The sequence below is a fragment of the Streptomyces flavochromogenes genome (genome assembly GCF_000717595.1).
In the GTDB taxonomy this organism is placed as follows: Bacteria; Actinomycetota; Actinomycetes; order Streptomycetales; family Streptomycetaceae; genus Streptomyces; species Streptomyces flavochromogenes.
Genome location: NZ_JNZO01000064.1, coordinates 1 through 11,096, shown reverse-complemented (window position 1 = coordinate 11,096; position 11,096 = coordinate 1). Strand labels below are relative to the sequence as shown.

At 68.5% G+C, this 11,096-nt stretch carries 9 protein-coding genes and 5 pseudogenes; 7 read left to right on the top strand and 7 right to left on the bottom strand.

Annotated features, from left to right (window positions below):
• Nucleotides 1–240 precede the first annotated feature (240 nt).
• Together IF00_RS0139940 and IF00_RS44660 are read right to left on the bottom strand one after the other, a co-directional pair.
• The gene (locus IF00_RS0139940) at nt 241–672 is read right to left on the bottom strand and encodes a DUF5958 family protein (RefSeq protein ID WP_051820895.1); all 432 of its coding nucleotides are present in this window, start codon (nt 670–672) and stop codon (nt 241–243) included.
• Between the two features lie 149 nt (nt 673–821).
• Nucleotides 822–1,102, bottom strand: a pseudogene (locus IF00_RS44660) (transposase family protein); the annotation flags it as partial.
• Between the two features lie 181 nt (nt 1,103–1,283).
• Here IF00_RS44660 and IF00_RS0139935 point away from each other — a divergent pair.
• Nucleotides 1,284–1,718 carry a Rossmann-fold NAD(P)-binding domain-containing protein gene (locus tag IF00_RS0139935; RefSeq protein ID WP_051820894.1) on the top strand — a complete coding sequence of 145 codons (435 nt, stop codon included), beginning with the start codon at nt 1,284–1,286 and terminating at the stop codon, nt 1,716–1,718.
• A gap of 1,646 nt (nt 1,719–3,364) precedes the next feature.
• Here the strand turns inward: IF00_RS0139935 and IF00_RS0139925 are convergent.
• A complete protein-coding gene (locus IF00_RS0139925) occupies nt 3,365–3,592 on the bottom strand; it encodes a DUF5133 domain-containing protein (protein ID WP_030326929.1) in 228 nt (75 codons plus the stop codon).
• 510 nt (nt 3,593–4,102) lie between these two features.
• On the opposite strand from IF00_RS0139925, the gene IF00_RS0139920 reads away from it, so the two are divergent.
• Together IF00_RS0139920 and IF00_RS44650 are read left to right on the top strand one after the other, a co-directional pair.
• Nucleotides 4,103–4,411, top strand: coding sequence for a hypothetical protein (locus IF00_RS0139920; protein ID WP_245234788.1), 309 nt, complete (start codon nt 4,103–4,105; stop codon nt 4,409–4,411).
• 50 nt (nt 4,412–4,461) lie between these two features.
• A pseudogene (locus IF00_RS44650) lies at nt 4,462–5,333 on the top strand (IS5 family transposase).
• Here the strand turns inward: IF00_RS44650 and IF00_RS44645 are convergent.
• Nucleotides 5,235–6,066: pseudogene (locus tag IF00_RS44645) on the bottom strand (IS5 family transposase). The pseudogenes IF00_RS44650 and IF00_RS44645 overlap by 99 nt on opposite strands.
• Before the next feature lie 109 nt (nt 6,067–6,175).
• Here IF00_RS44645 and IF00_RS44640 point away from each other — a divergent pair.
• Together IF00_RS44640 and IF00_RS0139905 are read left to right on the top strand one after the other, a co-directional pair.
• Nucleotides 6,176–6,589: pseudogene (locus IF00_RS44640) on the top strand (Tn3 family transposase); the annotation flags it as partial.
• A 123-nt stretch (nt 6,590–6,712) separates the two neighbouring features.
• Nucleotides 6,713–7,189 carry a tautomerase family protein gene (locus IF00_RS0139905; RefSeq protein ID WP_030326922.1) on the top strand — a complete coding sequence of 159 codons (477 nt, stop codon included), beginning with the start codon at nt 6,713–6,715 and terminating at the stop codon, nt 7,187–7,189.
• Here IF00_RS0139905 and IF00_RS44635 read toward each other — a convergent pair.
• The 3 genes and pseudogenes from IF00_RS44635 to IF00_RS0139895 all read right to left on the bottom strand — a co-directional run bounded on the left by IF00_RS44635 (nt 7,143) and on the right by IF00_RS0139895 (nt 9,092).
• Entirely contained in the window at nt 7,143–8,036 is an 894-nt protein-coding gene (locus tag IF00_RS44635; protein WP_245234789.1) for a transposase, read from the bottom strand. The two genes, IF00_RS0139905 and IF00_RS44635, sit on opposite strands and share 47 nt — an antisense overlap.
• 153 nt (nt 8,037–8,189) lie before the next feature.
• Nucleotides 8,190–8,348: pseudogene (locus IF00_RS48210) on the bottom strand (helix-turn-helix domain-containing protein); the annotation flags it as partial.
• Nucleotides 8,349–8,531: 183 nt separating this feature from the next.
• On the bottom strand, nt 8,532–9,092 hold the full coding sequence (locus tag IF00_RS0139895; RefSeq protein ID WP_030326921.1) for a TetR/AcrR family transcriptional regulator: 561 nt from the start codon (nt 9,090–9,092) through the stop codon (nt 8,532–8,534).
• A 110-nt stretch (nt 9,093–9,202) separates the two neighbouring features.
• Here IF00_RS0139895 and IF00_RS0139890 point away from each other — a divergent pair, with 110 nt between their 5' ends.
• On the top strand, nt 9,203–9,889 hold the full coding sequence (locus tag IF00_RS0139890) for an SDR family oxidoreductase (protein WP_030326920.1): 687 nt from the start codon (nt 9,203–9,205) through the stop codon (nt 9,887–9,889).
• A 131-nt stretch (nt 9,890–10,020) separates the two neighbouring features.
• Nucleotides 10,021–11,025: an NADP-dependent oxidoreductase gene (locus tag IF00_RS0139885; protein ID WP_030326918.1), complete on the top strand. Its 1,005-nt coding sequence runs from the start codon at nt 10,021–10,023 to the stop codon at nt 11,023–11,025.
• Nucleotides 11,026–11,096: the final 71 nt, after the last annotated feature.

The window sequence follows — 11,096 nt, the reverse complement described above, 5'->3', positions numbered from 1 at the left end:
TGACAGCTCAATCACAGGTTCGTCCATCACCCGTCGATCGTATCGACCGGCCAGCAGAGAGGGTGCTGAGAGATCGTTCACGGAAGTGCGGACAGAACCCTGAGTTTCCCCAACCGGTGCTCAACGGTTCCCCGGAGCTGCTCACTTTTCTCCCCACGCGCAGCGCGCTGACCTGCGGACGGATGTCACTCGGGAGGGGCCGCCCGATGGTCAGCCCATCCAAAGCCGGAATGGCCGATGCTACGGATGCTCGGTTGCCGCCGGCAGGTTGTGCCATGCATGTCCGCAGGCGCCTTTGCAGTACGTCTCGCGGCGGCGAGTGTCAGCAACGGTGAACACGGAGACGAGGACCCGGAACGCCTTGACGTGTTCGGCGGAGGGCAGGCCCGCGAACCCGTAGCGGGGCGGGTCCATACAGATCATTCCCGAGGGGCTGGCCGTGGGCTTCACACCGGACCGTGCCACCCCCGTACGGCCGTCCGCGGCTGTGATGTGCGCCTGCATCGCATAGCCGGCGACTTCCTGCAGAACCATCTGCTGGCGTGTTGGGGCGAGGTCGGAGAACCAGCTCACACCAGCGTCCAACGTGCGGAACCCCTGGGCGATCTCGTTGACGACTCGCTCGGTCTCGCGCCGGAAGGTGCGGCCGTCGTCGCTGGTCGGTTCGGTCATCGCTTGATGATTTCACGACGCCTGTTCCGGGCGAAGGCCCGGTACCCGCATCCGAGACAGCGCGGGGATCGCGCCTCCGGCGCCGTCATCCCGGCGAGAGCGGCGGCCTGCTCCCCGCCAGCGCAGGGATGGTTCCGGGTCGGCTGGCTCGGATGGTGCTCGCGCAGCGTCTTGAGCAGGCCCGGAGTGTGGTGGGCGAGCAGACCGGTCACGGCGGTGACATACGCGTGGACGGTGCCGACGGATATTCCCGAAGCCTGGCCGCGACCCAGGGGAGGGTGTCGTGGCGGCGCAGGTACACCGGAGCGACGAGCGCGCGCTGGTGCGGGCGGGAGTTCGCACCGGCGGTCACCCTCACGGCTGACGATGAGCATGGTCACCCACTCGACCAGGGCATGCGGGAGGTCGGGGCGGCAGGATGGCGAACCAACAGGACTTCTGTGCCCCTGGGTTGAGACTTCGAGTACCTCCCCCAACGGCATGGGAGCCTTGTCCGTTGCCGCCCTCACCCCACTCTCACCGGCGTCACCCGATCAGGACCTGTCCGGACGATCATGCTGCGGTGACGTGCCAAGGGCTTCGGTCTCAGGCCATCAGTAAGGTTCGCAGGCATGGGAGCGAGTAAATGGTCGTACTTCACGCCTTTCCAGCACAGTGAGCAGGATGCACTGGACGGTCTTCGCGAGAGGGTCTTCGCTGAAGACTTCGAGGACTACCAGGAAGCAGGCATCGAGACGCTGGCAGCGCTGATGGCGAGCGCTTGGCTGGAGGAGGAGCCGGCGCATTCGGTGCTGGACGTCGAGCGCGTGGTCCGTTGCGAGGAACATATGGAGGAGCCTGGTGATGTAAGGGTGGTCGAAGCGGCGGAAGTCGTCGAACTGTTCGGGACGACGCGGCCGGGGCGGGATGTTGTCGAGCAGGCCCTGAAGCGGGCCGGAGACGGCTGGTTCCCTCCGTTCGACCGCGGCTCCGGCTGCTGCACGATCGTTTACGACGCTGAGGGACACCCGGCAGAACTGTGCTTTTGGGGCTTCACCGGAGACTGATTCGGGCCCCACGGCCAGAGACACCAGCAGTACTTCTCAGGTCGATCATGTGCGGAGCCGGATGATGAGGGCTGTGGCGGTCGCGGTGCCGAGAAAGACGTAGCCTCGCTTGTCGTAGCGGGTGGCCACTGCTCTGGCGTGCTTGAGTCGGTTGATCGCCCGTTCGACAGTTTTGCGTTTTTGGACCGCTCTTCGTCGAAACCCGGTGGCCGTCCGCCGCGGGGTCCTTTGCGCAGGCGGGCTGCCTGACTGTCGGTCTCCTCCGGGAGGGTGTGTCGGATGCCCCGGCGCCGCAGATACTCCCGGCACGGACCGTTGCTGTAAGCCTTGTCCGCCGTGGGGCTGTCAGGCTGGTTCGGGGGCCAGGACGCGCAGGCACTGGCGGTGGCGGGCACGCTGAAGTCTCGCAGTCGACCAGCACGGTGCCGTAGACGCGGCCCTTGAGGGGGGCGTACTCATCGATGCCCACCACCCGCTGGGCAGGCACGTCCGGCTCGGGCAGCGTGTCGACCAGCCGCGGCACCGTACTGCGGCTGACAGACACTCCGAAGAGGCTCGGCATCCGGGCGCCGGCCCGGCCTGCGAGGGCGAGGCCGACCATGGCCAGGGTCGACCGAGGACGTTCGGTCCACCGGTATTTCCTGATCAGCTCCGGTATCTGCTCGACGAACGTTCGCCGTCCGTACTCAGAAGAAACTGCGGATTCGCAGGCACAGAACCACCCGTCGTCCTGCGCTAGGCACATCGGCGGTAAACCGCAGGTAGGAGCTGTGTATTCGGCTTGAAGAGCACCCGCAACTCGGACACACCGCCTCGGCCGCCGCACTGCGGGCCTCGACGCGTATCGCCTCGTCGTTCACGTCCACTGACAGCACCGTCACGTCCGCGACCGACGGGAACAACAGCCCCTTCAGACGGAGCAATGTCCCTTCCAGGACGCCGAACTGTCGTCCACCGCAAGATCGGCACTGATCATTTTCAGGCAACTTCCAGGACGCGGCTGACGCTGCTGCGGACGTCAGCAGTCGCGCAACGTACGCGCTTCACGGAAAGCGAGCCAGAACCCGTTCTCGTGAACAAAGCTACGGAGACGGTGAGCACCATCGGCCCCGCATCCGTTTTCTACATTCTCGCCGCGATGCCCGCCGACGGCGTCTGCCGTCAGCCCCGATCGCTGATGGCCGTGGCGGGCGGGTGGTCGGCATGACGCCCCCTCACTGTCGCCGACCTGCTCGCCTTGGCGAGCGAGCAGGTCCTCGCGTCCGCGCGGATCGCGTGGCCGAGCGCCGAAGTGACGCCCGGGCCCGGCGGCGCCGTCCGTCACCAGCTACGTGCAGCGCCTCGACGTCGAGGGCCGCCCCCTCCACGCAAGCTCGGTCTGCCGGGTGTCAGTGCTGGGGCGTACGGCGATCTCGGCATCGTTCGGGCCCGGCAGGCCGCCTGTGCGAGGGTCCTCAGGTCTGGGGCCCTCCCCGCGTGGTGCCGTCTTCGACAGTGATCCTCACCCAGGCGACGAAGTTCCGGAACGGCAGTTCTGGACTCCTGACTCTGGGAAGGACAAGGGCGCCTGCCGGGCCCTGGCCCGGCAGGCGCCATCGGGCTGTCCCGGTCCGTCCCGCGCCCTCCCCGACGCGGGTCGGACCGGTTCAGGCCATCAGGACCGAGTCGTCCTCGGGGCGGGCTCCGGGCAGGCGGTGGCGGGCGGCGATCAGCGCGGTGTCGACGTCCCGGGTGCCGGTGGAGACACACAGCGTGTAGGCGAGGTCCTCCATGCGCCGACGCACCTCGCGGCTTCCGTCCTCCGCGTGCAGCACGCTCAGTGCCTCGTACTCCTCGACCAGCTTGCTCAGCACCACGGGATGGGCCATCAGCACAGTGGATCTCTCCTCGCCGCCTGGGCGCCGGCCGCCCGGCTCGGAGCCGCGCCTACCCCGGTTCCCGCGGTGCATGCCGGCGCCCGGGGACGTGCCCGCGACACATGGGGGGCGGCCGGACTGGGGATGGTGCAGTGAACTCCTCGTCACCTCCGCATCGGGCGTCGGCGCCCGCGGTTTCGTCACCACCCGGGAATGGTGCCGGGTGTGACTGCCGCCCGAGCCGTGGGGAGATGGCGCGGGGCGGAGCACCGGCCGGCGCGGTGCGGCCCCTGCTCGCCGATTGTGGCCGTACCGTCTCAGGCGGAATCCGCTCCGTACCCTTGCCGAGGTCATCGACCACCTCGGCGTCACATACGCTGGGCGCCTTCGAAGGGGCGCCTAGGCAGTTTCGTTTGGATCAGCGCCGGTGAGTCCCGGCGGAAAGCGCCCGGGAGGGCTGGTTCCGGGTGCTCCTAGGTAAGGGCGGCTGATGATCACGGCTGTTCGAGAGAGACATACGATGCGGCCGTGGATGCATCGCGGAACGAATCGAGTTGTGGTCTCTGCGGCAGCACCTTGAGTGCCCAGCACGGGCAGCACGGCGATGGATCGACGACCGGCGCGGGCAAGCGCGTGGAGTATGTGGTCGTCGAGCTGCGTGGAGCCCTGGCCTGCTATCAGGCCGCCGATGATGTCTCTCGGGCAGGCAAGACCGTTGCCGCCGGGCTGGCGGAAGAGCTAGGGATCAGCCTCGCAGATCTTCTCGGCCGCCGTTACACCTGCTGGGAGAGGCCTGCGGAGCACGGTGTCATCCAGAGTGGCTTCGAATTGGCCTGACACGCAACGGCACCCCATTGCTGGTGGAGCATCTGATCGTTGGTTGACGTGTGTCGCTGACTGACGCGCAGTGGGCGCGGATCGAGCCGTTACTCCCCGACAGGACGCCGAAGAGAGGTGGCCGGTGGCGGGATCAACGTGAGGTGATCGATGCGATCGCCTGGAAGTTCCAGACGGGATCGCAGTGGATCCACCTCCCCGAGAAGTACGGCAAATGGCGAGGGGGTCTACAACCGGCTGCGGAAGTGGGCCATCGACGGGATCTGGGAGCGGTGTTCACCGCACTGGTCGCAGAGGACGACGCCGACGAAGGCCTCAACTGGGCCGTCTCAGTGGACTCCACCATTGTGCGCGCACGCCAGCATGCGGCCGGGGCCCGCAAAAAGGGCCCCATCAGGCGAACCGGCAGACCACGCTATCGGTCGGTCCCGCGGCGGACCGACTACGAAGATCCACCTTGCCTCCGTTGGCAACTGCCGTCCACTTGCCTTCGTGGTCACCGCCGGACAGGCCGGCGACGCGCCCGCTTTCGCACACGTCATGGCCCGCCTTCGCGTTGCCCGACGGCGCGGACGGCCCCGCACCAGGCCGGATGTGGTCTCGGCAGACAAGGCGTACTCCTCCCGCGCGATCCGCGAGCACCTGCGCAAGCGCGGTAGCCGCGCGGTTATCCCCGTTCCGGCCGATCAGCGGCAGGCCCCCCGCCTTCGATCGCGAGACATACAAGCAGCGCAACACCGTCGAACGCTGCATCAACCGATCGAAGCAGTGGCGGGGCATAGCCACCCGCTACGAGAAGACCGCGACCATCTACTTAGAGGTCCTAACAAAGGCGTTGGATGTGTCGGTGGGTGATGAGGCAGGTGGCGAGGCCGAGGAAGGCTTCGTGGATGTCGTCGCGTCGTTCCCGGCGGACGCGTAGGCGTCGGAAACCGTGCAGCCAGGCGATCGTCCTCTCGACGACCCACCGGTGGACACCGAGCCCGGAGCCGTGCGGGAACCGCGCCGGGCGATCACCGGTTTGATGCCCTGTGCCCAGACCAGGCGGCGGTATTTGTCGTGGTCATAGCCTCGGTCGGCCAGCAGTATGTCCGGTCGTCGCCTCGGTCGTCCGACCAGGCCGGCGACGGAGGGGATCTTGGCGAGCAGGGGCATCAGCTGGGTGATGTCGTTGCGGTTTCCGCTGGTCAGCGACACGGCGAGTGGGATGCCCTGTCCGTCGACGAGGACGTGGTGTTTGCTGCCCGGACGTGCGCGGTCGACCGGGCTGGGTCCGCTTTTGGGCCGCTTCGAGCGGCCCGGACGTGGCTGGAGTCGATCACCGCCCGAGACCGGTCGAGCTGCTTGGTCGACCGTAGCTGCTTGAGCAGGACCAGGTGGAGCTTGAGCAGGACCAGGTGGAGTTGGACCCACACGCCTGCGTCGTTCCAGGTGGCGAGCCGGCGCCGGCACGTCATGCCGGAGCCGAAGCCGAGCTCCTGGGGCAGGTACTCCCACTGGATCCCGGTGTGCAGCACGAAGAGGATCCCGCACAGAGCCTGCCGGTCAGGCACCCGCGGCCGCCCCGCCACCAGTTTCGGCGCCGGGACCGGCAGCAACGGCTCGATCAGTGACCACAGTTCGTCCGAGGCGATCCAGGGCCGGGAGTTCCTCATCGCCACGAACAGACCAACGAGCAACCAAGCCGACAGTCACATGATCAACAGCTTCTGTGGGGGCCTGTAAGGGCGTTTCGTCTGTATCGCCGGGCGGGCCAGAAGAAGTGAGCAGGCCCGGCCGACCGTGCTGGCCTCGCTCGGGCTGCCCGGCGAGGCGGGCGAGCACCTGGCTGCGCGCGCCGCGCTGCTGGACGGCACCTACCGGGAGGTCGCCGGGCGGCTGCCGGACGACGCGCAGATCGTCTTCGGCGACGGGCGGCTGAACTTCGCCGCGCTGGAATCGGAGCCCGAACCGGCCTCCCTGCTGGACATGACGGGCGGCGGTGAACGCGATGCTGCCGGAGGTGGACCTGCCCGAGGTGCTGCTGGAGGTGTTCTCCTGGACCGGCGCCGACCAAGCGTTCACCTCGGTCACCGGCGCCGGACCCCGACGGTGGAGTTGACGCGCTGAAGTACAGGCGGCTGTCCCACGTCGCCGGCCCTTCTGCGACTCGCGACGTACCGGGCGGAACGCGACGCTCAGCGCATGACTCCCTGCCATTCCTGCCCCGCAGCTGTGGCGGCCGCTCCGGCCGCACAGGTTATGGCAGTCGTTATATCGCGGTGTAGGCTCCTGTCTATAACAGTCGTCATAAGGAGAGTCATGACCGTCATCACCGTGAACAGCCCGAAGGGCCGCCTGAGCCAGGAGCAGCGCAGCAGGCTGGCCGAGACGCTGACGGACGCCGTGCTCGTGCCCGAGGTCGGCCAGTTCGCCCCTGCCGCACGGGTGGGGTTCCAGGTGCACTTCACCGATCGCGAGCCCGGCATGATGGCCATCGGCGGCCGCCTCCTGGCCGACGTAGGTCCGGGCGCCGACGCGATGGTGATCGACGTGACGGTCATGGACGGCGACTGGCGCCAGGAAGTCCGCGCCGAGGTCATCGAGCGCGTCCTGGCCACGATGGCCGATGCCTGCGGCATGCCGGAGCCGTCGCCGGCCTGGTGGGTGACCTTCCGCGTGATCGACGAGGGCAGCTGGGGTTCACGCGGAGGCGTTCTGTCCGTCCTCTCCCTCCTCGAAAGCGGCGTGTTCACCGAGGAGAAGGCCGCGGCCGTCCGCGCCGCACTCGGCGCGTAAGACCTGGCGCGGTCGGCGTCCGGCCTCGAGGTACATAGTTGAAGCAGTTAACGCGCCAAGTAGTCTGCGTCGTAAGTCCTTCGGGGTTGATCATGCGGCGAGTCGGGGCAAGGATTCTTCTGGGTGATCGGCGGCGTGTCGGCCGAGCCTGGCCAGCAGATCGTCCAGGTCGGAGGTGGTGAACTTCCACTGGAACGGCTGTGCCGTGGCGTTGTAGCGGTCTTCGAAGGCTCGGAGCCGGTTTCCCGACTTGGCCAAGGTCGGTGAAGTCGTTGGGCGAGAGGGCCTTGTGCTGTACGGCGGAGAAATAGACCTCGACTTGGTTCAGCCAAGAGGCGCGCACGCGGGTGTGGATCAGTACCGCGTTCGGGAACGCAGTGGTCAGCCGGGCTGCTGCGGCCTTGCCACGGTGGGAGGAGCCGTTGTCGACGATCCAGAACACGCGTTTCGCGCTGGCGTAGGGTTCCTGGCTCATGACCTGGGTGACCAGGTTCATGAACGAGCCGATGCCGGTGGTCGGCTCGCAGCGGACGAACACCTTCGCCCGGTGGACGTCGTGGGCGGCCAGGTAGGCCAATGCTCCGCCGCGCCCGTAGGTGTGGTTGACCCGCATCGACCTGACCTGCCCGGGGGCGAGGGTGGGGTGACAGCGGCAGCGGGCCTGGATGGAGGTCTTCTCGTCCGCGCTGATCACATACTCGTCCGCGCCGAGCGGCTCGCCGTCCCGGGCGCGGGTGTACAGGTCAAGGACACGGGCTGCCTTGAGCCGGAAGCCGGGGTCGCTGATGAAGATCCAGGACCGGTGTTGCCAGGGTTTGATGGCGTCCTGGACGAGCCGGCGTCGCACTGGAGGCGGGGATTGTGTCGACGATGGCGCGGGCGACGACCTCGCGGGCCAGCTCCGAGGCCGACCAGCGGGACAGTGGCGTGCCGCTCTCCGCTGGCAGTGGACAGGCCGGCGCCTTGACCTGGGCTGTAACGGGGCGAAGGAAGCGGGACCCCCGGAACGCGTGCGGTCGGACAGGGCGGGCAGCCGGTTCCCGGCGAAACGGTCGCGCCAGGTGCGGACGGTGTCCACGTGCAGCCCGGTCTCGCGGGCGACGCGCGCGTTGGAGCGGCCCCGAGCCGCGTACAAGACGACCTGGGCGCGCCGGCGCAGCGGTGCTCTGTCTTGTGGCCGTAGGCCCTCTTCTTCAGCCGCTCACGCTCGGAGGCGGTCAGGAAGATCGGGCATGCGGCGGTGCGATGCAACGCGGGGGAGCCGTTCACGAGAAGTGGATGGCGACAGGGTGCAAAGAAGCGCGCCCTTCCTGCGGCGCGCCGCCCTGCACCGTCTCTGCGGTCAGTCGGTGCCGATCAGTGCCGTGCGTGCGGCGGTGAGGATCTCGTCGGAGAGCGGGGTGCCGTTGGTGGCTCGGGACAGGACGAGTGCGCCGAGCATGGTGCACAGCCGGGTGATGCCGTCCTGGTCCTTGGCGGCGAGGAAGTCGGAGAATTCGCCCACCCCCTGGGTGTAGACGCGGCGGGCCTCGGTATCTCCTCCGTCGCGGGCCATGTCGGTGGCGAGTGCGGCGGCGGGGCAGCCGTCAGCCGGGCTGTCGCGGTGCTCGGCGGAGAGGTAGGCGTCGATCAGCGCCCGCTGGGCGGCGTCGCGCTGCCCGGCGTACTGATCGAGCCCGTCCCTGTGGTGCTGGGCGAGTTCGGCGAACGCGTGGGCGGTGGCTTCGTCGATGAGGGCCTCCTTGGAGGCGAACTGCTTGTAGAAGCCGCCGTGGGTCAGGCCGGCCGACTTCATGAGGTCGGCGACGCTCAGGTGGGTGCCCTGCTCCCGGAGCAGCCGGGAGGCGGTCTCCACGACCCGTCGGCGGTTCTCCTGTGCCTGTGCCTGCGATACGCGGCCCATCGGTCACCCCTCCCAGTTGGATGTCGAGTGAAATCTATTCTAGACTGAGATTTAGATGACGGATGCAATCTATCGTGCGGTCGTCGCCGCCCTCGATGCTGGGAGTGCTTATGGAACTGAAGGACGCGGTTGCGGTTGTCACCGGCGCCAACCGGGGGCTCGGGCGGCATCTGGCCGCCCAGCTCATGGCGCGCGGGGTCAAGGTGTACGCGGCGGCCCGCCGCCCCGAGACGGTGGACCTGCCCGGGGCCGTCCCGCTGCGGCTCGACCTGACAGACGCGGAGTCGATCAGGGGGGCGGCCCGCACCGCCTCCGACGCGACGCTGCTGGTGAACAACGCCGGCATCTCCACCGGAACGCCGCTGATCGCGGGCGACTTGGACGCGGTGCGCCTGGAGATGGAGGTGAACTTCTTCGGCCCGCTCGCCGTGACCCGGGCCTTCGCCCCGGTCATCGAGTCCAACGACGGCGGCGCCGTGCTCAACGTGCTGTCCGTCCTGTCCTGGCTGCACCCTGCCGGCCTCGGCTCCTACGCCACGGCGAAGGCCGCCGCCTGGGCGCTGACCGGTGCGGTCCGGGAGGAGCTGGCGCCCCGCGGCATCGCCGTGACGGCGCTGCACGTCGGATACATGGACACCGACATGGCCGCCGGCGTTCCCGCCGAGCAGAAGGCCGACCCGGCCGAGGTCGCCGCCCAGGCTCTGTCGGGCATCGAGACGGGCCTGCCCGAGATCCTCGCCGACGACGTCACCCGGCACGTGAAGCAGAGCCTGGCCGCCGCGCCGAATGCGGGGTGAGGCGCCCGCGCCGCATCGGCGCGGAGCCCTCTGAGCCAGCAGTGCAGAGAAGAAGGTATCTCGTACCGGGGCAATCCTGGAGCGAGCGGAGACCCCCCGTCCCCCCCGGCGGGCGGAAAACGGAGATGACGATGAAGGCGTATCTGATCGAGAAGTACGGTGACCAGTCCGCGGTGCGCGCCGCCGAGCTGCCCGATCCGAAGCCGGGCGCCGACGACGTGCTGGTCAAGATCCACACGGCGAGCGTCAACCCGCTGGACTTCAAGATCCGCGACGGTGCCTTCAAGCGGATCCTCCCGTACCGCCTGCCTCTCATCCTGGGCAACGATCTCGCCGGAGTGGTGGTCAAGGTTGGCTCGGCCGTCACCCGCTTCGCGGTGGGCGACGAGGTCTACGCGCGGCCCGACAAAGACCGCATCGGCACCTTTGCCGAACTCATCGCCGTCCACCAGGACGACCTGGCCCACAAGCCGGCCACCCTCACCATGGCGGACGCCGCCTCCCTTCCCCTGGTCGCCCTCACCTCATGGCAGGCGCTGGTCGAGAAGGCAAGGGTCCGGCCGGGCCAGAAGGTCCTCATCCACGCGGGCTCCGGCGGGGTGGGCACCATCGCCCTCCAACTGGCCAGGCACCTGGGCGCACACGTGGCCACTACCGCGAGCGCGGCCACAACCGCCCTGGTCGAGGAACTCGGCGCAGACGTCGTCATCGACTACCGCACCCAGGACTTCGAGGACATCCTGGACGGCTACGACGTCGTCCTGGACACCCTCGGCGGCAAGACCCTGGAGAAGTCCCTGCGCATCCTCAAGCCCGGCGGGAAGGTCATCAGCATCGCCGGGCCCCCCGACGCGGACTTCGCCCGCGAGCTGGGCGCGAACCCGGTCCTGCGCCAGGCGATGAACGCGCTGAGCTTCACGACCCGGCGCCACGCCAAGCGCCGGGGCGTGACGTACTCCTTCCTGTTCATGAAGGCCGACGGCGAACAGCTGCGCGAGATCACCCGGCTCGTCGACGCCGGGAGGATCCGACCCGTCGTCGACCGTGTCTTCCCCTTCGAGCAGACCCGCGAAGCCATGGAGTACGCCGAGAAGGGACGCGCCAAGGCCGGCAAGGTCGTCATCGCGACGGTGTGAGCACCAGCCCCCGCCGCACCCCCGCCAGGCCCCGGGCAGCGGGAGGATCCCGCCCCCCCACCACCCCCTAC

Coding starts and splice junctions, on each gene's coding strand:
- IF00_RS0139940 (WP_051820895.1), bottom strand. CDS start 672: ATGACCGAACCGACCAGCGACGACGGCCGCACCTTCCGGCGCGAGACC.
- IF00_RS0139895 (WP_030326921.1), bottom strand. CDS start 9,092: ATGGGCCGCGTATCGCAGGCACAGGCACAGGAGAACCGCCGACGGGTC.
- IF00_RS0139890 (WP_030326920.1), top strand. CDS start 9,203: ATGGAACTGAAGGACGCGGTTGCGGTTGTCACCGGCGCCAACCGGGGG.
- IF00_RS0139885 (WP_030326918.1), top strand. CDS start 10,021: ATGAAGGCGTATCTGATCGAGAAGTACGGTGACCAGTCCGCGGTGCGC.
- IF00_RS0139935 (WP_051820894.1), top strand. CDS start 1,284: ATGGGAGCGAGTAAATGGTCGTACTTCACGCCTTTCCAGCACAGTGAG.
- IF00_RS0139905 (WP_030326922.1), top strand. CDS start 6,713: ATGACCGTCATCACCGTGAACAGCCCGAAGGGCCGCCTGAGCCAGGAG.